The following is a 24,984-nucleotide window of genomic DNA, read 5'->3' as shown; positions in this document are numbered from 1 at the left end:
AATTAGAGATTTATAAATTTTGAACTATAGTTTTATAACGTATTCGTTATTTGGCTAATAGCATGATAAAAAACCTTATTTTAGCAGCCACCGTTCTGCTTTCTTCCTCTAACATTGCAACATCAGTTTCTGATATCGCCCCCGATCACAAGCCTTTACTTATTGGCGGCTCTTCTTCGGTCTCGCACCTGTTGCTTTTATTAAAGCCCAACTATGAAGAGCAAACTAATACGGCCATGCAAGTCCGCTCTATGGGCAGCACTAAAGGCATTAAAGCCATAGCACAAAACATTATTGATATTGGCACTTCATCGCGCTATTTAACCAATGCAGAGCAAGAGCAATACCCTCATGTACGTCAAATTGTTATTGCGCAAGATGCGCTGGTATTTTTTACTAACAAAAAAAATAACATTGATTCGCTAAGCGTAGAGCAACTCAGCGACATTTATGCGGGCAAATATAAAACGTGGCAAGAAGTTAACCCAGATTATAAACCAGAGACACAAAGAGATAATAAAATTCTCCTGTTTAGTAAGGCCTATAACCATGGCACCTTTGATATTTTATTAGAGTTTTTAAACCTATCTTTTATGCGGGTTCCAAATGGTAATACAATTAAACTAAAGCAGGCAGGTAACCACGGGTTATTTCCTAAAATGGAAGTGCAGATGTATGACGAATTTAACCAAGCCCTTGGCATAGTACAACGCATGCCCAATGCCATTGCTTTTGACTCTTACGGTGCAGTCTCGCAGCTGCTTGGCTCTAAAAAAATAAATAAAATAAATTTACTGGGTATTAATGGCGTTAATGTTTCAGATGAAACTATTAAAAATGGTGAATATACGTTTGTTCGCCCCCTAATTTTATTGGTAAATAGCCAATCTAGCCGCTCTGTAGAACAAGCAGAGGTGTTGCTCAATTTATTAAAAAATAAGCGTGTTTTAGATACTTTGTCAGCGCATCATTATTCTATGCTTGAGGTGGAATAAAAAAAGCCGCAGGAACCTAAGTTCACCGCGGCTTTACAACCAGAATATGTTTATAGCGCGTTTTCAAGCTGCGGTAATACCTCAAATAAATCAGCAACCAGGCCGTAATCAGCCACCTGAAATATAGGTGCGTCTGGGTCTTTATTAATCGCTACAATAACTTTTGAGTCTTTCATACCTGCTAAATGTTGAATAGCACCACTTATGCCCACGGCAATATACAGATTAGGCGCCACGATTTTACCCGTTTGCCCTACTTGCATATCGTTCGGTACAAAGCCTGCATCAACGGCAGCACGAGACGCACCAATTGCAGCGCCTAACTTGTCAGCAATACCGTTTAATAAAGCAAAGTTTTCACCATTTTGCATGCCACGACCACCTGATATAATTACCTCTGCTGCAGTTAGCTCAGGACGCTCTGACTCGGTTTGTTCAACACTTACAAAGTCACTTAATTGAGTATCACTTAACGTATCTAATGCATTTATGCTGGCAGGTGATTGTTGGCTTTGTAAGTCAAAACTACTCGCTCGTACGGTGATCACTTTTTTACTATCAAGCGATTTAACCGTGGCAATTGCATTACCGGCGTAAATGGGGCGTTTAAATGTATCACTATCTATTACTTCTATTATTTCTGACACTTGCGCTACATCTAAAAGCGCTGCAACGCGAGGCATAAAGTTTTTACCTGTGGTGGTTGCACTGGCAACAATATGTGTATAATTATCGGCAATAGTTAAAACAAGCTCAGCCATATTTTCAGCTAACTGATGCTGATAAAGTGCATTATCGGCGGTGAGTACAGTTGTAACACCTTCAATACTGGCAACCTGTTCGCTCATTGCGCCTACATTTAAACCCGCAATAAGTACATCTATATCAAAGCCTAATTTACTTGCCGCATTGATTGTTTTTGAGGTTTCTGGTTTTAGTGCACCGTTATCGTGCTCTGCAATTACAAGTGTTTTCATTTAAATCACCTTTGCCTCTGTTTTAAGTTTCTCTACCAGCTGGGCTACATCTTCAACAACAATACCGCCACTGCGCTTAGCCGGCTCTTCTACTTTTATTAACTGTACGCGGGGTGTTAAATCAACACCTAACGAATCTGCTGCTATTACATCAAGTGGTTTACGCTTTGCTTTCATTATATTAGGCAGCGATGCATAGCGAGGCTCGTTTAAGCGTAAATCGGTAGTTACAATAGCGGGCAGTTTTAGTGCAACAGTTTGTAAGCCACCATCTACCTCACGGGTTACATTCACTGTGTTACCGTTTATATCCACCTTAGAGGCAAACGTACCTTGGCCGCGCTTAGTTAAAGCCGCCAGCATTTGGCCTGTTTGGTTGTTGTCTGAGTCAATAGATTGCTTGCCTAAAATAACCAGTTCTGGGGCTTCTTGCTCAACTAATTTTGCTAATAATTTAGCAATGTGCAGCGATTCTAGTTTTTCATCGGTTTCGATGTGAATGGCTTTATCTGCACCTAATGCAAGTGCGGTGCGTAGCTGCTCTTGCGCTGCTTTTGCACCAATTGTTACCGCTATAACCTCAGTTGCAGTGCCCGCTTCTTTTAATCGAATGGCTTCTTCTATCGCAATTTCACAAAATGGGTTCATTGCCATTTTTACATTTGCTAAGTCAACGTCGCTGTTATCAGCCTTTACGCGTGCTTTAACGTTGTAATCGATCACTCTTTTTATTGGAACGAGAACTTTCATAGGAACTCCATCTATATTTAAACCTACAAGCTAACGTGTACGTCAACCTATTTATTTTATGAATTCAGACTACTTCCTGTTGACGTAAACGTCAACCTAAAATAACCTTAAAGTATTCACAGCCTGTAACATTTAATGTGCAAGTATTAAAAAGGCTGCATTGCTTATCTAATTTAGCTAAGCCCGTCATTGATTAAGAGGTTATTATGGTCGAACGTGAAACCATGGAATTTGATGTAGTTATTGTAGGTGCGGGCCCAGCCGGCCTTGCCAGTGCAATTAAGCTCGCACAGCTAGCGCAAGAAAAACAACAAGAACAAACTATCTGTGTAGTAGAAAAAGGCTCCGAGGTAGGCGCGCATATTCTTTCAGGCGCGGTATTTGAAACCAAAGCCTTAGATGAGCTTTTGCCTAACTGGCAAGAGCTTGGCGCCCCCGTCACTACACAAGTGACACAGGATGAAATTTATTGGTTTAATAACAGTGAAAAAGCCACTACTCTCCCTCACTTTGCGACCCCTAAAACATTTCATAATGAAGGTAATTACATTGTTTCTATGGGCAATGTGTGCCGATGGCTTGCCGAGCAAGCTGAAAATTTAGGCGTTGAAATATTCCCAGGCTTTAGCGCTCACTCTTTAATTATTGAGCAAGACACCGTTAAAGGCATTATTACGGGCGATATGGGCGTTGATAAAGACGGCAATGAAAAAGATGGTTATATGCCAGGTATGGAACTTCGCGCTAAATACACTGTATTTGCTGAGGGGTGTCGCGGGCATTTAGGTAAACAGCTTATCAACGAGTTTGCGCTTGATAAAGATGTGTCACCACAGCACTATGGCTTAGGCTTTAAAGAGATTTGGCAAATAGATGCCAGTAAGCACCAGCAAGGTAAAGTAGTGCATGGTACGGGCTGGCCGCTAAGTGGCGATACCAATGGCGGCTCTTTTATGTATCACTGCGATAACAATCAAGTGGTTGTAGGGTTAATTGTTGATTTAAATTATTCTAACCCGCATTTAAGCCCATTTGATGAGTTTCAACGAATGAAACACCACCCTGTTTTTAAGCAAACCCTTGAAGGGGGTGAACGCATTGCCTATGGCGCCCGTGCAATTGCAAAAGGCGGCCTTCACTCGCTGCCAAAAATGCATTTTGCTGGTGGCTTATTAATAGGTTGCGATGCCGGTACACTCAATTTTGCCAAAATTAAAGGTAACCATACCGCAATGAAATCAGGCATGGTGGCGGCAGATGTTATTTTTAAAGCACTCCAAAATGGCCAAGCTAATACTGATTTAGCCGATTATAAAAACGCGTTTGAAAAATCTTGGGCTTATAAAGAGCTTTACCAATCGCGTAATTTTGGCCCCGCTATGCATACATTAGGTAAGTTTGCTGGGGGGGCGTATAATACCCTTGATCAAAACATCTTCAACGGTGCACTGCCCTTTACCTTTAAAGACAACACGCCCGATTACGACACGCTAAAAGATGCAGCTAACAGCCCTCACATTGACTACCCTAAGCCTGATGGCCTACTTAGCTTTGATAAACTCTCTAGCGTGTTTTTATCTAATACTAACCATGAAGAGTCGCAGCCTTGCCATTTAAAGCTTAAAGATCCCGCCATTCCTATTGCGGTTAATTTAGTAAAGTTTGACGAGCCCGCACAGCGCTATTGCCCTGCAGGGGTATACGAAGTGCAACAAATTGAAGGTGAAGATCAGTTTGTGATTAATGCTCAAAACTGTGTGCATTGTAAAACTTGCGACATAAAAGACCCAAGCCAAAACATTACGTGGGTAACACCCGAAGGCGCTGGCGGGCCAAACTACCCTAATATGTAACTATTTTATGCACAAAGGTGCATTAAAAACCTATCTTTTACATATAAATTATAAACCTATCCTAAATTGCAGGGGCTTCGGCCCCTTTTTTACGGTATGCTCATAGGTAAGTTTCATAAAGTGAGTATTTAATATGCCGTCGTCAAATGTTGTATTTCGTTTTTTAGCAGAGCCTACCGATGTAAATTTTGGTGGGAAGGTTCATGGTGGTGTGGTCATGAAATGGATTGACCAAGCGGGTTATGCCTGCGCTGCAGGTTGGAGCGGCCATTATTGCGTTACCGTTTCTGTTGCTGGGGTTAAATTTAGACGCCCTATTTTGGTTGGGCAGATTGTCGAAGTTGAAGCAAAGATTGCGCATACAGGGTCAACAAGTATGCAGATATTTATTCAGGTACGGTGTGGCGATCCTAAAACTCAAAACATGGTAGAAACAAACCACTGTGTTATTAGCTTTGTAGCAATGGACGAAACAGGTTACCCGGTAGAGGTTCCTGCTTTTAAAGCACAAACAGAAGAAGATATTAAATTGGAAAACTACGCTATTAAAATGAAACAAATTGCAATTGAGACAGAAAATTTGCTTCATAAAGTATAAAAGTACAATGTAAAATTCACATAGACCATGTAAAAGGTACAACCTTTACTTAGAAAACAAAAAACTAAAAAAGTTCACCCTGCTTATAAAAAATACAAAATAGCCGTAAAAATGCCGTATAAGTCGTTTTTACGGCTATTTTGTAACCACAGCCTATTGTTGGCATGCTCACTGCAAATAACTAATTGTCGTTTGATAAGTTAAATCAAACATTTATTATTTTTTTAAAGGAGCTATACAATGATTAAAACACTTTCTCTTTCTGCAATTGCTTTAGCAACACTGGGTTTTAACTCTGCAGCACACGCTGACATTACGGATTTTGATTCTCCTCGCATTTATACAGGTGTTGGTTATGGCCAATACTCATTTGAATTTGAAGACAGCGAAAACGACACTGAATTTGATGACGATGCACAAATGCTAAAAGGTTACATTGGTACACAATTTAACGAACACTTTAGCGTTGAGTTAGCTTATCAAAACTTTGATGAAGTGAGCGACATCGACAGCAAAGCAGAAGTTGATGGTGTGTCATTAGCAGCTATTTTAGCGGCTCCGCTTTCTGAAAGCTTTTCAGTATATGCTAAAGGTGGTTGGTTTGAATGGGATGCAGATGTAGAGCAAGAGCTTCCTGTTGGTAGCATTTCAGCATCACAAGACGGCGGCGACGTGTTTTACGGCGCGGGTATTCAATACGCGTTTTCTAGCAATGTTCAAATGCGCTTAGAGTACGAACGCTACGAACTAGATGATGAAATTGACCCAGAAATGGATGTTGCATCAGTATCAATTCAATACATGTTTTAATTAGCATTTAAAACACTTAAGGGTGAGCCATGTGCTCACCTTTTTGTTGCTTATACATAATATCCATCCGTAATAATAGCTAATCATATCGCGGCGCTAAACGTGTCGCTCCAGCCTCAAAATAGCTCCACTTAATTTAGCAAATTGGAATAAACACTAATCGCTATATTTTAAACCGTTTAGTCTAATACTCAATTAAACCAGCTAGTCTAAAATATAACGCATTAACTGTACTGCTATAAATACTAAATAGAGGTAGAATAGGGCCCTATTTTTTTGTTAACTGAGCATTATGAGCGATTATAGCATTTCGGCTGTTGGCCACATTCAATCCCCTTATAAACAAAAGTTTGCAATACCTAGGCAACCACGTTTAGTGCCTCAAGCTAAAGCCAAACTTATTTTTACTGCTGAGTTTAATCGTGAAGAATTTGTGCGAGGTATTGAAGAATTTAGCCATATTTGGCTGTTATTTAGGTTTCATGAAACCGCCGATAAAGGGTATTCAGCTATGGTGCGCCCACCACGTTTAGGCGGCAATGAGCGCAAAGGCGTTTTTGCAACGCGTGCCACATTTAGACCCAACGCCATTGGGATGAGCGCTGTAAAACTTGAAGGTGTTGAGTATAAAAACGGCCAACTTAGTTTACTGCTTGCTGGTATAGATTTACTCGATGGCACGCCTATTGTGGATATAAAGCCTTACTTACCGTATTCAGATGCAATGCATGACGCCAGTGCCGGTTTTGCCGATACCCGACCAGAAACACAAATGAGCGTCGCGTTTTCACCCGAGGCAATTGACTTTATTGCCAAGCAAACACACTACCCTGAGCTTGAAGATTTTATTACTAATGTACTAAAACAAGACCCACGCCCTGCCTATAAAAAACAAAAACAAGGCGAGCAAAGTTATGGTATGACACTGTATAATTATAATATACGCTGGCAGGTTAACGGCGAGCATAACTTAGTAACAAGTATAGAAAATAACTAAAAAGTGCAGTTAGCGCTTTAGTGTAAAAGCAAGCGCTGGTAAACTTAGCGCCCTATTAAAAAGAACATATTACTTAATTTCGGAAAAATCATGCGTACCAGTCAATATATACTCGCAACACTTAAAGAAACGCCATCAGATGCTGAAATTGTTTCGCATCAATTAATGCTTAGAGCAGGTATGATCCGTCGCGTCGCTTCGGGTTTATATACATGGTTACCCTCTGGTTTACGCGTGCTTCGTAAAGTAGAAAATATTGTTCGTGAAGAAATGGATAAAGCAGGCGCAATAGAAATGTTGATGCCGGTTATTCAACCTGCTGATTTATGGCAAGAGTCTGGCCGTTGGGAGCAATTTGGTCCTGAACTTGTGCGCTTTAATGACCGCCATAACCGTGAGTTTGCGCTAGGTCCTACGCATGAAGAAGTAATTACAGATTTTGTTCGTAAAGAGATTAGCAGCTATAAACAACTGCCTGTTACTTTGTACCAAGTACAAACTAAAGTGCGCGATGAAAGACGCCCACGCTTTGGTGTAATGCGTGCACGTGAATTTACGATGAAAGACGCGTATTCATTTCATTTAAGTGAAGCGTGTTTAGATGCCACATATAAAGTAATGCACAAAGCGTACTGTAATATATTTGAACGCTTAAACTTAGAATACCGCCCAGTACTTGCTGATACGGGCTCTATTGGTGGTAGCTTATCGCATGAGTTTCATGTGCTTGCTGAATCGGGTGAAGACGCAATTGCCTTTAGTGATGCAAGCGATTATGCAGCTAACATCGAAAAAGCAGAAGCGTTAGCTCCAACTCAAAGTCGTCCTGAGCCATCTAAAGAGCTTAAAGCGTTTCCTACACCAGATGCTAAAACCATTAGCGAGCTTAAAAAGCACTACGGCGTTAAACCACACCGCGGTGTTAAAACATTAATTGTGTACGGTACGCCTGATGAAAACGAACAACGTGGTTTAGTTGCGCTTGTACTACGTGGCGATCACGAGTTAAACGAATTAAAGGCTGAAAAGCACCCACTTGTAGACTCTCCACTTGAAATGGCCACTGAGGCTGACATTGTTGCAGCAATTGGTGCAAAGCCAGGCTCACTTGGCCCTGTGGGTTTAACAATGCCAATTATTGTAGACAGAACCGCTAATGTAATGGCAGATTTTGTTGCCGGTGCTAATAAAGATGACGAGCACTTTAGCGGAATTAACTGGGATCGCGATGTTAAAGAATATCAAGTTGCTGATATTCGTAACATTGTTGAAGGCGATCCGAGCCCGTGTGGACAAGGTACTTTACAAATTAAACGCGGTATTGAAGTTGGTCATATTTTCCAACTTGGTACTAAGTACTCAGAAGCCATGAAAGCAGGCGTACTGAGCGAGTCGGGTAAAAACCAAGTAATGACTATGGGTTGTTACGGTATTGGTGTTTCGCGCATTGTGGCAGCGGCTATTGAGCAAAATAATGATGATTACGGTATTATTTGGCCACAATCTATTGCCCCATTTGATTTAGCTATTGTGCCAATGAACATGCATAAGTCGCATCGTATTCCTGATATTGCTAATAATCTATACCAAGGTTTAAAAGATGCAGGCTTAGATATTTTATTTGATGATCGTAAAGAGCGCCCTGGCGTTATGTTTAACGACATGGAATTAATGGGTGTACCTTATACTTTAGTGATTGGTGAGCGTAACCTTGATGAAAATAAGGTTGAGCTTAAAAATCGCCGCACCGGTGAAAAGTTAATGGTTGATTTAGGCACCGCAATAGAGACTATAAAAGCGGCTGTTAAAGGTTAATAACACCTACGCTTAAAACAAACTATAAGGCCGCATTTAAACATGCGGCCTTTTTTATGCGCGTTTAATGGTAATGTATATAAAACTGCTCACCTAATCTCCTTTCCATAACAATAAACTTTAATTAGCTGGTTTGATATAAATTGTCATGGAGGCTTCGCTAAAGTGTCTCATAAGTGTCATTAGATTTATCTACAGTGTTTAATTATTACACTATGGATGACGGGCATGACAAACAATCAACAGCGTAAAAAACAACATTATCCAGCCGTTTGGATATCGGATGTACATTTAGGGTATAAAGACTGTAGAGCTGACTACTTATTAGATTTTTTAAACTCAATTGAATGCGATACGCTTTATTTAGTGGGTGATATTGTTGATCTGTGGTCGATGAAGCGCAGTTTTTATTGGCACCCATCTCACTACCAAGTGCTTAGTTGTATTCAACAAAAAGCCCTTGATGGCACCCGTGTAATATACATACCTGGTAACCACGACGAGACCTTTCGTCACTACATAAATCAAACTTTATTTGGTGTAGAAGTCCACCAGCAGTTTATCCATACCACAAAAGCCAATAAGCGCTTTTTACTGATCCACGGTGATGACTTTGACTCGGCAACCCGCTACAACAAGCTCATAAGTATTGCAGGCGATGCAGGTTACGACTTACTGCTGTTTTTAAATCGTTGGACTAACCGAGTTCGTAAAGTGTTTGGCGGTAACTACTATTCTCTTGCTGCATGGATAAAAGCACGTGTACATAAAGCCCGTGAAGCCATTGCCGCTTTTGAAGATGCCGCTATTCATGAGGCAAAAAAACAAAAGGTCGATGGCATTATTTGCGGACACATCCATCACCCTAAAATTAAAGTAGTAGATGGCATAGTATATTGTAATGATGGTGATTGGATTGAAAGCTGTACCGCATTAGTTGAGCAACCAAACGGTAAAATAGAGCTGTTGCATTGGTCTGATACGCAAAAAGTACTTGATACAGCCGATGTAACCAGCTTAGTTAAACCTATTCAAACTGATACCAAACCAAGTAAGTCAGCAGCGTAACTGCTGACTTAGCCCATTTAGTTTAACCAGGTTAGTAGCCTATTTTTAAGTGTTTTAGGCTTTATTGGCTTGGTAATATAATCATTCATGCCGGCGGTAATGCAACGCTCTCTATCGCCTTCCATTGCACTTGCGGTCATGGCAATAATTGGAATGCTAATATACTCAACCCCAGCTTTAGCATTTCTTATCTCGCTGGTGGTATCGTAGCCATCTAGGTTAGGCATTTGGCAATCCATTAAAATTAAGTCAAACGGTTGCTCTTGATTAAATTTAAGGGCAGAGAGTGCTTCTATACCATCACTTGCACAGGTAATTTTTATCCCAGTGCGTTTTAAAATAGCCTTCGCTACCTCAATGTTAATCATGTTGTCGTCTACCAATAATACATGATACTTAGACAACTCAGGCTCTGGCTCTATGTCGTTTGCTTGTTTAGGCGCGGTTAAAACAAACTCATTATTAGCGCCAAAAATACTGCCTAGCTTATAGGTAAATTGATCTTGCGTAAGTGGTTTGTGCAAAATGTGGCTATGCTCAGGAAACACCTTTTTAGATTGCTTATTCACCACCATGTCTCGCAATATAAGCACATATTTTTTATCTGCCTTTTCGCAGTAGCTTATTAGCGCATTAACTTGCGGGTGTTCGTCATCAATAATCAGTAAATCGGCATCAAATTCGCTGTGTTCACTAAAGTAGTCGAGCCTTGTAATATGGCTTGGCTGAATTTTACAGGTTTGAGTTAATAATCCGCATACATTTTTAAATACGTTATCGCGGGCAATAAGCGCCGCCACACTGACCTCTTTAGAAAGCTCGATGCCGGTATTAAGTTTTTGCTGTTGCGCCACATGTAGCTCTACCGTTGCAACAAAGGTGCTGCCTACGCCCTTTTCACTGCTAACGGTGATATTACCGCCCATTAATTGCGCCAGTTTTTTACATATAGATAACCCTAAACCGGTGCCACCAAAATGGCGGGTTGTGCTTGAATCTTCTTGGGTAAACACATCGAACAGTTTATCGATGTTTTCAGGGGCAATACCAATACCGGTGTCTTTAATTATAAAGCTCATTAAAATTTTACTGTCGGTAATATATTTAGAGTTTAAGGTCAAACTTACTTCGCCTTTATGCGTGAACTTAAACGCATTATTTATTAGATTAATTAAAATTTGCTTAAGGCGATGGCTATCACCAATAACCATTCTATCAACCACGTTTTGGGTATTTAAAAAGACCTCTAGCCCTTTACGTTGGCCCTGCAGCGCAATTGAATTAATCATATCGCTACAGACAGAGATAACATCAAACGAGTGATTATCAATATCTAGTTTACCCGCTTCAATTTTAGAAAAATCTAAAATATCGTTAATTAAATTCATTAACGAGTGCGCACTGCTATTAGCTAATTTTAAATAGTGTTGCTGTTGCTCAGTGAGGCTGTCTTCTTTAAGCATTTCAAGCATGCCTAAAACACCGTTCATGGGTGTGCGTATTTCGTGGGAAATATTGGCTACAAAGTCACTTTTTGCTTGGCTTGCGGCAAGGGCTTGGTCAATCGCTCGCTCAAGTTCAACAGTACGCTGAGATACCTTTAACTCTAAGGTGCTATTTAAACCCTGTAACTGTGATTGAGTTTGCTTTAACGAGCTGATATTACGTAAAATAGCAGCAACCTGATAACGGTTGCTAAATACATCAAATACGCTGGTCAGCGTGATTGAATAATATTCTTTATTGCCATCATCACCAGTATAAACCGCTTCAAATGGCATTTTAGAGCCATGCTCTATGGTTTCATTAATGCAGTTTTTATCTTCATCTGCAAGGGTAAATAAGTTACTAAAGCGGGTGTTGTCATTACCTAGCCTACTTGCAAAAACTTTTTTAGCCGTTTGATTACAGTGAATAATAGTTTCATCACTGTCTATGGTAAAAATAGCGTCGAGTGAATTTTCAATCACTTTATTATTTTGCTCTGTTAAAGAGTGTATAAGCAGCTTGCGATTAATATAGCGCTGATACAACAGCGTAATAATTATAAATATGGTAAAAAATGTGGCGGTGATGGCAATAAAACTTTCGCGCCTTTTTGCAACGCGTTCCAACAAGGTTTCAGAATCAATAGAAACGGCCATCTCTAACGGCAGCATGGCAATATCGCCTTCAAAACTTACTCGTTTATTTAAAAAGTACTGTTTTGGCGCATCACCTATTAACAAGGTTTCGTGAGAGTTCATGTTTTGTGTGGGGCTAAATTCATCGCTCCAGGTTTTGGCTTGGTTAAATTCAAAGCCAAACCGTAAATCTGGATTTGGGTGGTATAAAAATTCGCTTTCATTATTAAGCAAATAAATATTAATCCCAGGTGGAAGTTCAAACGTTAAACTTTCAAATAACTTATCTGCGGAGTAGTTTGTCACTAAAATTGCAAACACTTGCTTTAAATGATCAAAAACAGGCTTAGCTACGCGGTATGTACTCACAAAGGGTTTTTGTATTTCACCGTTTTCGCGGTTGTAGTTAATAGGCGATATATACACGCTTTTTTCATCAAGCATGCTGGCTTTAAGTACGTAGTCTCGCCCGCCTTTTTTTTGCAGTTGTGCGCCCTCTAGCCTAATTATGTCACCTAAAAAGCGGTCTACTCGTACTATCTCTTGGCCATTTTCAGCAAGCATAATGTAACGTGCTTGCAAAATAGAATCGTCGGTTTGCATAAACCCGCTAAAAATATCAGCAAGGCGGTCTTGCCATACAGCAATTGGGGTTTGTAATAGAGGGTCAATTAATTGGTTGTCGGTCGCTCTAGATATACCTTGAATAGGTGGAGTGGCGTTTAAAAAGCGAATCGCGGTAATACTGTCGTTTAAATGATTTTTTAAAGACGCGGCTTTTGTTTCAAGCTCACGATTGAGTTCACTACGAGCATCGTTATATATCTCTGCGCGTACTTTTTTTTCAAACACATACACCGAAGGCAATGCAATAACTAAAAAAACAATAATGGCAACCAGTAATAATTTATTACCTTTTGCTGCTGTTATAAATACATTCCTTTCTAACATTAACCTTCACCAACAGATTTTACTCGCTACAGTATAGAGTATTAAAAGCTAAAAAGGAGCCCAAAACTAACTACTTATCGTTATTAACTTTAATATTTTTAATAATTAAAGTACTAATGTATTAGACAAAACAAATAACCACCTCAAAGAGTTAACCCAAGATGAACAAGCGCTCAATCAAGGAGCTACTTAGGAGTCTTCTGGTTATGCAAACCTTCTTTTACAACAAATATCGCTATAACCACACAAAAGGTAAACCCTCCTCCAATACAGATATAGTTGATTAATGGGCTCGAATCAGAGTCTAGAGTCATCGAAAAAAGGCCATAGCTCAATATAAATAAAGCTATTAAAGATGAAATAATTATTACAGTGAAGTTTTTCATTCTATTACCCCTGTTTCTTTGGCGATATTCTTTAAATTATTCAAAAATTGAATCGATTCATGTGTTATGTCTTTAATTATAAACTTAGACTCTATTTCAAGATCGTCTTGATCTATGCCATCGTTACTAACTGTCTTTAAAAAAACAGCTTTTCCTTCATTGTGCAATGTGATTTCCGTCGGTAATTGACCTGTGTCGTATTTAAATTTGCGCATAAAGTCTATTAAAGGCACGTCTAAAAAACCAACCAACGCTTTTCCAAAATAAGTATCTTCTTTTGCTCGTTTTAACAGCCAAGTATATTCAGTAGATGATATAAATTGATTTGGGAATGCACTTATTTTAACTGTTTTTACTTTATCACCATCTAAATATCCTACAAATAAGTTATCTCCTTCCTTTTCATAAGCAATGTAATTATTAGGGTCATTTTTAGGATCTAAGCTCATTTCATAAATTTGCTCTTTGGTAAATCCTGGAGCGTATTGCAGCATTCCTTTTAAAGCATCCTCTGCGCGCTTATACGTAACTGAGTAATCAGTTCTGTAAGCAATGTTTTTTTGATGATCTAGAATATATTGGCCATCATCTTTAATGGTCATTTCTGTAAAGGTTTTATTTGGCAAAATATAATCTGTACGAAGGTATTTATCGGTGACCTTTATTTTAATATGTGCGAAATGATTTAACTCTTTAGTGACTTGATAATTAAGTGTTAGGCTATTTTGCGCATGTGCATAACCACAAAAAACCACAGTGATAAAAACTATTAACTTAACAATATTTTTCAAAATTTCATCCTTAAAACTTAGGAGCTAAAAAGCGATATAACACGCTATATTAAGCTGTTATCAGCGCATGTAATAAAGTACCTATTAGATTAAATAGATATAACTTTTTCTAGGTTCATAACAAGTATAATGAGTATGAATAATAAAACGAATAATCCTACGTGCCGCTTAAATGGGTAAACCATTTCGCTTGCTCTATCTAATGAAACTGGGTATTGGTATTTTAATAACGAATATACTAGGGCTTCACTATCAACACTCCAGTGCGTCAGCGAAATGCTCTGCCCTTTTGTGGTATTAAAAACAAGCGATATTAAGTGTGACCTTTTTGTAGTTCTGCCAATAGAGTCATCAATTGAATCGTAGTTGTAATTCCATTTAGCCTCAATGCTAATAATATCCTGCTTAGTTAATGTACGCGGTGTTTTATCAGTAAATAATAGTGCGGGTAAATAAAGCTCGTCACCATTTACTATAATGGAGCTTAGAGGCGCTGTTTTTATAAAATAGTATTTATTACAAACAATAACCCTAGCAAAGTGATAACTTACATAAGTTATTACTAAAAATGCAAAAGATGATTTCCAATTTTGTGATGAAAAAGCAATAAATAGTGTAAGCAAAGCAAAACACACGACGACAAAATGAACTAAGCTTTTCTTACTATCAGGGAGCGGTAGCGCACACCTAAGTATGGGAATATTATTTTTAGCCTCCGCATTACCTAAAATAGTATGTTGCGGAAATATTTTTGTAAATTTGTTCACCGTTGCTGAGTTTGTTTTTTCAGCCTCGGCCTCTTCACGTTTAGCTGCATAAACGCGCTCAACAGTTGAGAGTTTACTCACTACTAGCTGTGCTTGTTTGTCTTGCTTGAAACACCTAAACGTATAAGTGCTCAATTTACCTTCTGCTGAAGTGTAATTAATATCTATGATATTTACAGCTTTATCTGCTCTAAACGATATTGTGTTTATACTGTTTGTATCAATGCTGTGGTGACTATACGTGAAGATTTCTTTCTTAAAAAAATAAGCCCCCAACTTTATATCTATTCGATTATTGTGTTCATCAAATTTTAATCGGTGTTGAAACATCAAAAGCACAATAATTAATAAAACATCAAGCCCATCGCTTGTATCAAAAATAAAGCCTTGACTTAAAACACCTAGCACAAGCCCTGCTAATGTTAGCCAAATAAATAGCCATTTAATCGTTTCTAATAGTGATTTTAATATAATTGAATTAGCCAAAATTCCCTCTTTGAATAAAAAAGTATGCTTAGTTACATACTCTCATAATATAAAAATACTTAAAGTAGTCGAAAAGCTAATTAACTAGACGCAACAATGATTATCCAACCGTCAGCTTTTGTTTTTTCAAAAGCACAACCCGTAGAGTAACTACGTTTATCACCTGATTTAGCTTCAATCCTAACGGATGCATTTTTTTTAGGTGCTTTAGTAGATATTTTAATAGAGGTAATCTCAAAATTAGGATCTTGTGCATACTCCTGAAACTTCTCAGCTTCTTTACTCAAATATGCAATAGCTCGTTTTTTTTCGTCTTCCGTATCTTTAAAATGCTTTGGTACAAAAGTCATCAAAGTATCAATGTCTTTATCAGCTTTTGCTTGTCTAAATTCTTCGCATTTTTTTATAAATAATGGATCTTGATTATCCTTGGCTGGCAAATTTACGTTAGATTCATCAGCAAAAGCTGCTGTGCTTAAAAATATGATGCTAGAAAGCGCTATTAATTGTGATTTCATTTCAAATCCTTTGTTAACGGAACAAATAAGGGGGACGTTGTGTAAATATTAAGTTTTTCACTTTTATTATTTTGCTCTGTAGCAGTCGCGTTCATAGTAAATTCAAAACCGCCCTCTACTGGTTTCCAAGTAAAACCATCTACTTCCGGAGGACCAGATAAAATTCGACCCTCTTTATCAATACATGCTAACCCCCCTAATAAGGTATCTTCGTTTTCTAGCGCCCATAAGTCCTCTCCCATTACAGCCAATAGCATTGTGCAGCTATGCTTACTACCCTCAATGCTTACATCATAGATTAACATGCTATCGCCAGATTCAAACTTAATTGAATCTTCAATAACCCCCGTCACTAAGTGGGAGTCTACACACCCTTGCAAAACTAATGAACAGAGCAATACACACATGGTTTTTTTTTAACATAACGTTCCCTTATTCACTCTTAATTATTATTTTTACGTTCACTTTTTAGTTTTTTATAAAGATCATCGGCTACTGCTGTGGCTTTACCAATAATGCTATAAGAGTCATCTTTTAAAAATGCGTCAATCGACTCTTGCCTTAAATTTTCTTCATACCAGTATTTAAACTCTTTGTATGATACTAAATCACTTATTTTATTTTTTAACTCTTGCACATTCTCAACTTTGTTTTGATATGCAAAAGCACGTAAAACAAAAGATTTAAGCGTACTATCAACACTTAGCTCTATTTGGCTATCATCGGCTATGTAACTTTGGAATAATCGAATGCCGTCTTTGTAATAAAGAGAAATATAATCAGTGGTTGAGCTTATTTGTACCTGTTTGTTATTAAAAGCATTAATGCCATAAAACTCGCCGTCTAAATTATCTACATAAAAAGGCCCTTTAATATGTAAGTAATCAGGCATTACAATCTTTAGCGATATAACGTGTTCTTTTTTGATACTTGAGTAGTTACTTTCACCATATACATTTTGTAAGCTAAACCAGCCTGTACCAACATCACTAGGCACAATAAAACTAGCATTAGTATCATCTATATAATCCAACTGTATTGTTGGGCCATCTGCAAAAACTAATGCAGTACCACTTTCTAAATTTGCACCAGTTATTAATACTTTATCGCCTTCGACTACATTTTTAGTCGGAATGCCTGTAATAACTGGTGTTTTTGGATGCAGTAATTTGGCATCAATACTGTGGGTTTTATAGCCATCTATAGCTAGAAAAAATGTAATGGGTTCTCCGCCCAACGCTACCTTTGGATAATTAGGTATAACAAATTCAATTTTATTCTCTGATGTAATCGTCACTGGTAAATTAACGACCGGCTGTTTATCATCCCCTTTTAATATTACCAAATGTGCCGCATCACCTTTTAGGTTTTCTGCATTTAAATTAGCAGGAAAAAACGGCCTAACTTTGTTAATAAATACTGCTTCGTCACTATGAGAATATGTTGCAGAGCTAATGACTGGTGTATTTGATGGGTATAAGTTATTTATACCAATTAGTTTTTCTAGTGGCTGAGTGTCATTTTCATCAAACAAAAAGTCGCCATCGTCGTCAGTATCTAAAAAATTAGGGATGCCATCACCATCAAAGTCATAACGAATAAACTCAACTAAGTTTAATTCATCTGAATCTAAAACTGCATTATTGTCACTGTCTAAGTCTATAAAGGCTGGTTTTTTATCACCATCTAAATCGTAGGTTTGTTCTATAGCATCATTAATGCCATCATCATCACTGTCTAAATCAAGCCAGTTTGGAGTACCATCATTGTCGACATCATGACTAAAGATAAAGTTAGCTGTATAGATATGGTACTCATTTCCATCGGGTATTTTATCAGCATCTGTATGTTGCCCAAGGTGGTTCATTCCCAAAGCAAGCTCTTTGTTTGTAGGAACTGCGTCTTTATCTATATCAATAAATGCATGTACCGTATATGTAAAGCTATCTGCACCTAAGTTGTTTCTATCAGTAATACTTAAATTGTATTCACCTGCTTGCTTAGGTGAAAAAGTAATAACCTGACCGACTTTACCAACGTGTTCAATGTTTGTTGGTATAGAAGAAATAACATCGCCATTATTATTAATAATCGTTAAAGACGGTGTAAAACGTGAATTATCTTTAAAAAGTATAAACGTCACTGATAAGTCTTCAAATAGCATTGAGCTGGGGATATTAAATTTAAAATCATCTATATCTACATTTTTAGCAATAACCCCCGCCGCTTTAAAAGGTATATTCCCAACAGGGTTTGCTTGGCCAACGTTATTATTAAACTCTTGTTCTTGAACAACCGACATTGTGGTTTTAGTTGCATCAAACGGGTAAGCATCCTGTTCATCAGGTACGCCATCGCCGTCTTCATCTTTGTTTTGCCATGTGCCAATATGGGTAGTTGGTTTAATAGTTTTTGCGTTTAATGGTGTTATAAACATTAGCGAGCTAATAGCACAGCTAACACTTAACAATGAAAGGTAAAATAGGGGTGTTTTCAAGAATCCATCCTTGTTGGTTTATCCATAAAGCATTTACAGTTATAAACTGTACCTAATTTATATAAAGTATGCAATTTAATCAAAAATGATAATTAGAGCAATCAACTGTATATACTTTAAGTGAATTAAAGCCTACAGCTTATACACCCTAAAGATTTAATATGCCTTTTTAGTAAGCCCTTCATAAAACATAGCGAGCAAACCGTACATACTTAAAAGTCCGCCAATACACATTAACCCATAGGTCATTGTTTGTAGAGATTCAGGCTGAATTGCAAACCGGTACAGTCCTATACTTAATAACGTAATTCCCAGTACGGCAATTAAAATGATACTCACAAATCCTTTAATCATCACATTCCCTTTGTTTTAAACTTTGTATGCTTATGAACACTTTTTACATAATCATTTAGGTTGAAAATTTCTGCTTGAGCTAAAAAATTGATTTCAAGTACCCTGCCCCTAGCCAATATAAGTAGAGACCTATCATTACAAAATTCCCACCCATTGACATAACTCGCATCAAAATAAACATAATACTGCCACCGCCATCAGTAAGGCCATATTTGTAACTCACGGGGTAGTCAAAATAAATGCACAGATAAAGCAAGTTTAATGTTGCGATGGTATTTGGCTTAATTGTATAGCGTTCATTGTTTTTTAAAACCACAACCGCTTGGGAAATGTGCGATCGTTTTTCTTGATAGCCTTGCCCGTTTGAGCGCATATACCCGTAGCTAAATTGTATGTAATCTATATCGGCTTTAGCCATAGTTATGTGTTGCTGTTTAGATAATGGCTCGGTAACGATGGTTAATTCATCTTTACTTACTTCAAACGCGGCTTTGTAATTAAAGCCATACCTTTGCCAAATTAACACCTTTCGTAAAAAACATAGTCCTAGGAATAAAGGAATATATATATAAAACAACCCGCTAACCCAGTCCTCTTCAACCCAAACATGGCTATACAATGCAAGCGCACCCAATGCAATTGCAAATAAAAACTCAATGCCTAAATTTAGCCTAAATAATTTAGTCACTACCGGCATAGTGATTTTACTCGTGGGGGTCAGGGCGTCTTTTTCTGGTAAATTTACGAGCTTAAACCAAAACTTGTCATCTAATTGTATATCTAACTTTTCGCTTTGCATTAATAATCTCAACAGTAAATTATAAAAAAGAGCATGTAATATCAATTACATGCTCTTCTAGTTTTAACAAGCACGAACTAATCTTGCAGTAAATTTACCATATACCACTTACCGTCTTTAAGACCAAAACGGCATTTATTATACACTGTGCGCTGCTCTTTAAGTCTTTTATCATAGGCATCAAATTTGTAATATATAAATGCTTGCTCTGTATATCCCCATCTTTCATACGTTTCTTCTACAACACTATACTTAGTGTCCTCAGAGTAGTTAACAAGCTTTGATTCGACAAGACGAAAGTTTCTAATACCATCGTACTCTTTTACGTAGTATTTATTATGTGTACTGTCAACGAGTTTTGTAATTTCCTTATCAGCATTAGGGATATGGTCAACGGGTGTAAACAGCTGCTTAAATAGCTGCTCATCTTTATTTTTTACTATTTCTACTGCTTTAAAACAATTTTCTTTTGGGATTGTTAAATCAAGCTTTGCGTGGCATGTAAAGCTTGCTAATAACGACAATGGAATTAGGTATTTATTCATTATTTATCCTTAAAACATTAGGGCCTGACCTATTCGATTGAAAAGCTAACCGCGTTACTTTTTCCAAACTGATTACTTGCCCAGTAACGCCAGCCACTTAGTTGACGTGGCGTTTTAACTTTAATGGTTTTTTCATCTATATAAATGCTATTAACAGTCACATTTTTAAAATGAACAACCGTCTGCTCATTAAAATTTTCACCTATAAGAGTAATTGTTTCTCCTGCACTGATGCTTCGCTTTTCAGGTTTTAAAAGTGGGGATTTGCTCTTATTAACTTCAATTGGTTGGGCATCACTAATAACCTCATCATGAGCTAAATATACATAAGCCTCGCCTATCTTACTTGGCAGCTCTAAACTTATATATGTTTTGCTGCCTTCAATTCTAGCTATAGTAGGTTTTAAGTTAATAAGATCATCAGGATATTGAAAAACAAGGACCAAATTTTTTGCATCTGCTGGTAAGCCATCTACTTCAAACTCTACTTTATCCCCAGCTCTAATAAAATCTCGAATAGAGTGCCCCTCAAAGGACATATTATAAACCCTGCGCACAAGTAAACGATTTTGATTAGGCCCTGTTAATTTAATAGTTTGAGATTTTTTACGACGTTGCGTATCGTAAATATCTAATATTAAATCGTCGTCATCATCTAAATCTAAGTGATCTAATTTTCCATCATCATCAAAATCAAGTGAATGGTTAAAATCACCAATTTCCAGTTCATCATCTATGGTATTACCATCAGCATCACGGTCTATATAATTTGGGAAGCCATCTTTATCTAAATCTTCAATGCCTTCTATTTTGTCAGTGAAAGAGTCATCGTCAGAGTCGACATCTTGCCAATTCGGTATTCCATCACCATCAAAGTCTATGTCAGTACTACTATTTAATAAAACGTGCTCTAAACCATCTAAAATACCATCTTGATCTTGGTCATTCTTAATAAGGTTACTGCCAAATGCACGTTCCTTCTCATCATCAAAAGCATCTACATCTTCGTCATAAAATAGAACCATACTGTAGATTAAATCAGGGCCACCACCGTAATTATTATCCATTACACTTAGTTGATAACGACCCGCCTCAAACATATGAAAATTAACAATATGTTTTCCCAATTTCTTATATTCACTAATAACATACTTACTAATTACTCTGCCTTCTGAGTTTGAAACATAAACTTGCGGGTCAAATCGTTTAGCTGCACTTTCAAATACAGCAGTGACCATAGTTCCATCATCAACGTTAAAACCATATAAATCACCTTTGTCTGTTCTTGATGAAATAACGCCCTTAACTTTAAAACCTTTACCAAGCTTACTGCAGTTGCAACAGATGGGTTATCGTTAGGTTCTTTTTCAAAATAAACAGGGTATTGAGTTTTACTCGCATCAAACGGATAGTCATCTTGCTCATCAGTCACACCATCACCGTCTTCATCTTTATTTTGCCATGTACCTATATGGGTGGTTGGCTGAATATTTTTTGCATGTGAATTTGGTGTATAGGTTAGCGTGCAAAAAGCACAGCTAACACTTAAAAGCGAAAGATATATTAGTGGTGTTTTCAAGAGTCCATCCTTGTTTAATTATCCAATTTTTATAATTTAGTGCTGATAACGCTAAAAGCTAAAAAAGATGTGTATTAAGTACTTATATAATAAATACTTACTTTACACATCCTTAAGATTAGCACAGTGCGCGTGGCTGTTTTCCAACTAGCGAAAATGTTATCTATCTTTATTTATAGCATTGAAAAATTACCAACTTAGCTTTTTAGCATTAACTAAGTTGGTTATATTATATTTTTAAAATACATTAAATTGCATCAGACAGCCTTTCAACTAACTCAACACGACGGTTAAGCTCGCGCCCTAGCTCATTTTTATTAGTCGCTGCCGGAGAATAAGGCCCAACACCTTGAGGGATTAACCTTGTTTTGGCAATGCCATAATCAGCGATTAACGTTTTAACTACCGCATTAGCTCTGCGTTTAGAAAGGTCTAGATTATATTCTGCAGATCCTTTGTCGTCTGTATGCCCAACAACATATAAACTCAATTTTTTATTTTTTTCAAGAACTTGCGCTATCACATCTAAAGATTGCTTAGATTCAGGTTTTATAACTGCTTTATCATAGTCAAACAGTACACCATAAATAGACGCTTTGCCCTTTTGCTTTAGTTGTTCTAGTACTTTATCGCTATTTGTTTCTATTAACCCCGTTATTAGTGGCTCGGTTCTCATAACTAAAAGCTGAATACGAGAATCACCTTTATAGTTGCCTATGAAAAACGCTACGTAAGTAGTCTGCCCCTCAAATGTGCTTTTCATTACGTTATATCGCGGCTGATGCCAGTAATTGTAGACCTGTGATATAGAAATAGCATCCCCTAATTTTTGTACCGTAGGTCTATAACCACACCTAGATTTTTGACAAGAAAATATGGTTTCAAACCCTTCTTTTACTAATGCACTTAGATAGTTATGATAAATTTTAAGTGTTGACACATTTTTCACAACATAAGTAATTTGTGTTAAATCGCCAGTTACATCAAGTGTTGGAAGCTTTTTGGTCTTTTTATCAGCAATACCAATAGGAATGCTAAATTCTTCATAATCTACTTGTTTGTAATCTTCAATGTAACTGCTGGGGTAACGACTGATTAATGGGTGATCAGACGACCCACCTTTATCTTTGCGAGGGGGTTTTGTTGTTTTTGTGTCATTTTGTTTTTTGAATGCATTAAAATCAGCTGAGATAAGGCCTGTTTCAATGTCTTTTATATCCACAGAGGTTAATAGCACTCTTGTTTTATTTTCATGTTGTCCTACGAATAATGAAATTGCGGCTTTAAGTTCGTCACCTCCTTTTGTAGCAAAAATATAATGAGGCTTTTTATAGTAGGTATAAGCATTAAAATAACTAGTCTTTTCTGATATCAATTTACCATTATTATATTTCCCAGAATTGCACTCACTCAAAGAACACCTGTAAATCACGTTAAAGCCTGCATCTTGTAAAGCGTTTTCATAGTTTTTTGTAACCTTTAACGAAGCTACATTTTTTATCTCATATGCGTAATGAGCTGTATCACCAATCAATTTTGTAAACTCAAACTGCTTAGATTTTTCTGCATTAGGATCAAACTTTGTCATTAACTGAGTTTCTTCACCCGCTAGAGTAACTGAATTATCTAGCTTTGCTTTTGGATACGGTGACAATAATGGCTTTGCTTGTACGCTTGATACTCCAATTAGATAAATTATAAATATTTGGAGTATTTTTATTACTTTATTGTTCATTAAAATTCCTTTTTTTATAGGTTCGGCTCTAAAAATTAGTTTATTTAGAAAACGTTAAATATTCTAATACTTTAACTCGTAAATTAAAACTTAACATATTAGTATGCATGGGTATTTTTTTATATTACAAAGCCAATGCAATTGGCTTTGAAAAGCCACTCATATCCGCTAGCCATTTTTTAATTAAGTTCTCATATTAACTTAATTAGAGCTAGGTTTTAACACGACATGAAACCTGTTAAGTTACCTAGCCTATTTAACTAGTTTCCACAGCGATTTTGAAGCGCTCTAATATTAGCTACTTACTAAAACTCGGCAAGGTACATCGCTATTATAGGAAAGTTAGCTACAATGCCAGAAACGCGTAAGAATATATAGCCGATACTAGAGCCCCCTCCTTCAAATGATTTTTTATAAATTAATGGGTAATCAAAGTAATACAACAAATACAAAACATTAAACAACCCCACTCGGTTAACGTTCAACTCAATGTTTTCGCCTGTTTTTAGGTTTATAAAAGCCCTATTTAGCGCAGCATTTACTTGAATTTGTGTATCAGACACATGAGTAATAAAACTGTAATTAAATAATACCGACTCGATTTCATCCCTTTTGAATAGTCTGCTTTGTTTTAATGAATCATTTATAAATGGGTTAACTTTAATTTTATCTTTACTTATGGTCATCACGTGTTTTGAACTAAACCCAAACTTGCGCCATATAAGAATACGTTTTAAAAATAGGGTACCAATAAGGAGCGGTAAATAAACAACTAAGCTAGCTAAGCTATAGCTGTCAACTAACCAAAGTCCGGCTAACAATGAAAGCGTAATTAAAGTTGCGCTAAATAATAACTCTATTGGAAAAGACAAATGACATAATAAACGCAATAAAGGAAGTTTAATTTCACTCGTTGGGCATAAGGTATCTTGCTCTTTAAAGTGAACATTTTTAAACCATTTTTTATCGTCTAGACTGGTTGGTTGTTCTTTATTAGTCATATTTAGCTTCTTAATAAGTTGACCATGAGCCACTTACCATCGACTTGCCCAAACTTACATTTCCCTTTTATTGTTACGTTGTCTTCCTTTTTACCAAAAACCTTTGATGTCTTAAATGTATAATTAATCCACAGCTCGTCAGTATAACCATACTTCAATGCATTCCTTTGTGTTCTTTTAATTATACTATTTTTAGCATCCTCAAGCACCTCAGTACCAACGATTGTAAAGTTATGGATACCCAAATACTGTTTTTTTGTGTAATTAGCATGCTTACGAGCTAACATACCTTTTACAATACTTTGGTCCATATCTTTAGATAGCGGTGCATAAACCTGCTTGAAAAGCTCATAATCTTGATTTAAAACGATATCTACTGATTTTTTACAATTTTCGATTGGGATGCTGTAGTCAACGGCACTTGCCGTAAATGATAAAAGTAATGATTGAGCCAGTGTAATAAAAGCGATTTTTTTCATAGTTTTCTCCTTTAACTTTCGATTTGTATGCATTTTACTCATTTGCTGAGTTTATAAGTACACCATAGGCACTGTGCACTTTTCTGTTTAATAGGTTATCTGTTTATAAA

Annotated in this window: 23 protein-coding genes; 7 read left to right on the top strand and 16 right to left on the bottom strand. The window is 37.1% G+C overall.

Annotated features, from left to right (window positions below):
• Positions 1-62: 62 nt before the first annotated feature.
• A complete protein-coding gene (locus MSC25_RS01870; RefSeq protein ID WP_248442290.1) occupies positions 63-995 on the top strand; it encodes a substrate-binding domain-containing protein in 933 nt (310 codons plus the stop codon).
• A 50-nt stretch (positions 996-1,045) separates the two neighbouring features.
• Here the strand turns inward: MSC25_RS01870 and MSC25_RS01865 are convergent, their stop codons facing one another.
• Both MSC25_RS01865 and MSC25_RS01860 read right to left on the bottom strand, forming a co-directional pair.
• On the bottom strand, positions 1,046-1,972 hold the full coding sequence (locus MSC25_RS01865; RefSeq protein WP_248442288.1) for an FAD-binding protein: 927 nt from the start codon (positions 1,970-1,972) through the stop codon (positions 1,046-1,048).
• Positions 1,973-2,722 carry an electron transfer flavoprotein subunit beta/FixA family protein gene (locus MSC25_RS01860; protein ID WP_121637524.1) on the bottom strand — a complete coding sequence of 250 codons (750 nt, stop codon included), beginning with the start codon at positions 2,720-2,722 and terminating at the stop codon, positions 1,973-1,975.
• A gap of 206 nt (positions 2,723-2,928) precedes the next feature.
• On the opposite strand from MSC25_RS01860, the gene MSC25_RS01855 reads away from it, so the two are divergent.
• The 6 genes from MSC25_RS01855 to MSC25_RS01830 all read left to right on the top strand — a co-directional run bounded on the left by MSC25_RS01855 (position 2,929) and on the right by MSC25_RS01830 (position 9,863).
• Entirely contained in the window at positions 2,929-4,575 is a 1,647-nt protein-coding gene (locus tag MSC25_RS01855; protein WP_248442287.1) for an electron transfer flavoprotein-ubiquinone oxidoreductase, read from the top strand.
• 133 nt (positions 4,576-4,708) lie between these two features.
• Entirely contained in the window at positions 4,709-5,173 is a 465-nt protein-coding gene (locus MSC25_RS01850) for an acyl-CoA thioesterase (protein ID WP_004586653.1), read from the top strand.
• 240 nt (positions 5,174-5,413) lie between these two features.
• Complete coding sequence (locus MSC25_RS01845) at positions 5,414-5,983, top strand: outer membrane beta-barrel protein (RefSeq protein WP_024033565.1); 570 nt, start codon at positions 5,414-5,416, stop codon at positions 5,981-5,983.
• A 292-nt stretch (positions 5,984-6,275) separates the two neighbouring features.
• Positions 6,276-6,980: a tRNA (N6-threonylcarbamoyladenosine(37)-N6)-methyltransferase TrmO gene (gene tsaA, locus MSC25_RS01840; protein WP_004586655.1), complete on the top strand. Its 705-nt coding sequence runs from the start codon at positions 6,276-6,278 to the stop codon at positions 6,978-6,980.
• 90 nt (positions 6,981-7,070) lie between these two features.
• A complete protein-coding gene (locus MSC25_RS01835) occupies positions 7,071-8,795 on the top strand; it encodes a proline--tRNA ligase (protein WP_248442286.1) in 1,725 nt (574 codons plus the stop codon).
• Positions 8,796-9,023: 228 nt separating this feature from the next.
• Positions 9,024-9,863, top strand: coding sequence for a UDP-2,3-diacylglucosamine diphosphatase (locus MSC25_RS01830; RefSeq protein WP_029773612.1), 840 nt, complete (start codon positions 9,024-9,026; stop codon positions 9,861-9,863).
• 17 nt (positions 9,864-9,880) lie between these two features.
• Here MSC25_RS01830 and MSC25_RS01825 read toward each other — a convergent pair whose 3' ends face one another.
• The 14 genes from MSC25_RS01825 to MSC25_RS01760 all read right to left on the bottom strand — a co-directional run bounded on the left by MSC25_RS01825 (position 9,881) and on the right by MSC25_RS01760 (position 24,874).
• A complete protein-coding gene (locus MSC25_RS01825) occupies positions 9,881-12,937 on the bottom strand; it encodes an ATP-binding protein (RefSeq protein ID WP_248442285.1) in 3,057 nt (1,018 codons plus the stop codon).
• 382 nt (positions 12,938-13,319) lie between these two features.
• Complete coding sequence (locus MSC25_RS01820; protein ID WP_248442284.1) at positions 13,320-14,114, bottom strand: hypothetical protein; 795 nt, start codon at positions 14,112-14,114, stop codon at positions 13,320-13,322.
• An 89-nt stretch (positions 14,115-14,203) separates the two neighbouring features.
• Positions 14,204-15,367, bottom strand: a complete 1,164-nt coding sequence (locus MSC25_RS01815) for a hypothetical protein (protein WP_248442283.1) — start codon at positions 15,365-15,367, stop codon at positions 14,204-14,206.
• Positions 15,368-15,447: 80 nt separating this feature from the next.
• Positions 15,448-15,885, bottom strand: coding sequence for a hypothetical protein (locus MSC25_RS01810; protein WP_096041701.1), 438 nt, complete (start codon positions 15,883-15,885; stop codon positions 15,448-15,450).
• Positions 15,882-16,292, bottom strand: coding sequence for a hypothetical protein (locus tag MSC25_RS01805; RefSeq protein ID WP_248442281.1), 411 nt, complete (start codon positions 16,290-16,292; stop codon positions 15,882-15,884). Before MSC25_RS01805 ends, MSC25_RS01810 begins: the two co-directional genes overlap by 4 nt.
• Positions 16,293-16,327: 35 nt before the next feature.
• The gene (locus tag MSC25_RS01800) at positions 16,328-18,382 is read right to left on the bottom strand and encodes a hypothetical protein (protein WP_248442279.1); all 2,055 of its coding nucleotides are present in this window, start codon (positions 18,380-18,382) and stop codon (positions 16,328-16,330) included.
• A 156-nt stretch (positions 18,383-18,538) separates the two neighbouring features.
• Positions 18,539-18,736, bottom strand: coding sequence for a hypothetical protein (locus MSC25_RS01795; protein ID WP_096739610.1), 198 nt, complete (start codon positions 18,734-18,736; stop codon positions 18,539-18,541).
• Between the two features lie 79 nt (positions 18,737-18,815).
• Positions 18,816-19,535: a hypothetical protein gene (locus MSC25_RS01790; RefSeq protein WP_248442277.1), complete on the bottom strand. Its 720-nt coding sequence runs from the start codon at positions 19,533-19,535 to the stop codon at positions 18,816-18,818.
• A 77-nt stretch (positions 19,536-19,612) separates the two neighbouring features.
• Positions 19,613-20,080: a hypothetical protein gene (locus tag MSC25_RS01785; protein ID WP_248442275.1), complete on the bottom strand. Its 468-nt coding sequence runs from the start codon at positions 20,078-20,080 to the stop codon at positions 19,613-19,615.
• Positions 20,081-20,109: 29 nt separating this feature from the next.
• On the bottom strand, positions 20,110-21,318 hold the full coding sequence (locus tag MSC25_RS01780; protein ID WP_248442273.1) for an IPT/TIG domain-containing protein: 1,209 nt from the start codon (positions 21,316-21,318) through the stop codon (positions 20,110-20,112).
• Positions 21,240-21,659 (bottom strand): hypothetical protein, encoded by a 420-nt coding sequence (locus MSC25_RS01775; protein WP_248442270.1) that lies wholly within the window; start codon positions 21,657-21,659, stop codon positions 21,240-21,242. The genes MSC25_RS01780 and MSC25_RS01775 overlap by 79 nt, the downstream gene beginning before the upstream one ends.
• A gap of 247 nt (positions 21,660-21,906) precedes the next feature.
• Positions 21,907-23,394, bottom strand: coding sequence for an OmpA family protein (locus MSC25_RS01770; RefSeq protein ID WP_248442267.1), 1,488 nt, complete (start codon positions 23,392-23,394; stop codon positions 21,907-21,909).
• 305 nt (positions 23,395-23,699) lie between these two features.
• A complete protein-coding gene (locus MSC25_RS01765; protein WP_096739606.1) occupies positions 23,700-24,395 on the bottom strand; it encodes a hypothetical protein in 696 nt (231 codons plus the stop codon).
• Positions 24,396-24,397: 2 nt separating this feature from the next.
• A complete protein-coding gene (locus MSC25_RS01760; protein WP_096739605.1) occupies positions 24,398-24,874 on the bottom strand; it encodes a hypothetical protein in 477 nt (158 codons plus the stop codon).
• Positions 24,875-24,984 lie beyond the last annotated feature (110 nt).

Source organism: Pseudoalteromonas sp. 1CM17D (assembly GCF_023161805.1).
Taxonomy (GTDB): Bacteria; Pseudomonadota; Gammaproteobacteria; order Enterobacterales; family Alteromonadaceae; genus Pseudoalteromonas; species Pseudoalteromonas atlantica.
The sequence above is the reverse complement of the archived record's forward strand: the minus strand, read 5'-3'. Positions and strand labels throughout refer to the sequence as shown.

Excerpts from the sequence above, each read along its gene's own strand:
- MSC25_RS01845 (WP_024033565.1), top strand. The coding sequence starts at position 5,414 with ATGATTAAAACACTTTCTCTTTCTGCAATTGCTTTAGCAACACTGGGT.
- MSC25_RS01855 (WP_248442287.1), top strand. The coding sequence starts at position 2,929 with ATGGTCGAACGTGAAACCATGGAATTTGATGTAGTTATTGTAGGTGCG.
- MSC25_RS01765 (WP_096739606.1), bottom strand. The coding sequence starts at position 24,395 with ATGACTAATAAAGAACAACCAACCAGTCTAGACGATAAAAAATGGTTT.
- MSC25_RS01860 (WP_121637524.1), bottom strand. The coding sequence starts at position 2,722 with ATGAAAGTTCTCGTTCCAATAAAAAGAGTGATCGATTACAACGTTAAA.
- MSC25_RS01795 (WP_096739610.1), bottom strand. The coding sequence starts at position 18,736 with ATGATTAAAGGATTTGTGAGTATCATTTTAATTGCCGTACTGGGAATT.
- MSC25_RS01835 (WP_248442286.1), top strand. The coding sequence starts at position 7,071 with ATGCGTACCAGTCAATATATACTCGCAACACTTAAAGAAACGCCATCA.
- tsaA (WP_004586655.1), top strand. The coding sequence starts at position 6,276 with ATGAGCGATTATAGCATTTCGGCTGTTGGCCACATTCAATCCCCTTAT.
- MSC25_RS01785 (WP_248442275.1), bottom strand. The coding sequence starts at position 20,080 with ATGAATAAATACCTAATTCCATTGTCGTTATTAGCAAGCTTTACATGC.
- MSC25_RS01830 (WP_029773612.1), top strand. The coding sequence starts at position 9,024 with ATGACAAACAATCAACAGCGTAAAAAACAACATTATCCAGCCGTTTGG.
- MSC25_RS01770 (WP_248442267.1), bottom strand. The coding sequence starts at position 23,394 with ATGAACAATAAAGTAATAAAAATACTCCAAATATTTATAATTTATCTA.
- MSC25_RS01790 (WP_248442277.1), bottom strand. The coding sequence starts at position 19,535 with ATGCAAAGCGAAAAGTTAGATATACAATTAGATGACAAGTTTTGGTTT.
- MSC25_RS01805 (WP_248442281.1), bottom strand. The coding sequence starts at position 16,292 with ATGTGTGTATTGCTCTGTTCATTAGTTTTGCAAGGGTGTGTAGACTCC.
- MSC25_RS01870 (WP_248442290.1), top strand. The coding sequence starts at position 63 with ATGATAAAAAACCTTATTTTAGCAGCCACCGTTCTGCTTTCTTCCTCT.
- MSC25_RS01780 (WP_248442273.1), bottom strand. The coding sequence starts at position 21,318 with ATGGTCACTGCTGTATTTGAAAGTGCAGCTAAACGATTTGACCCGCAA.
- MSC25_RS01850 (WP_004586653.1), top strand. The coding sequence starts at position 4,709 with ATGCCGTCGTCAAATGTTGTATTTCGTTTTTTAGCAGAGCCTACCGAT.
- MSC25_RS01825 (WP_248442285.1), bottom strand. The coding sequence starts at position 12,937 with ATGTTAGAAAGGAATGTATTTATAACAGCAGCAAAAGGTAATAAATTA.
- MSC25_RS01810 (WP_096041701.1), bottom strand. The coding sequence starts at position 15,885 with ATGAAATCACAATTAATAGCGCTTTCTAGCATCATATTTTTAAGCACA.
- MSC25_RS01865 (WP_248442288.1), bottom strand. The coding sequence starts at position 1,972 with ATGAAAACACTTGTAATTGCAGAGCACGATAACGGTGCACTAAAACCA.
- MSC25_RS01760 (WP_096739605.1), bottom strand. The coding sequence starts at position 24,874 with ATGAAAAAAATCGCTTTTATTACACTGGCTCAATCATTACTTTTATCA.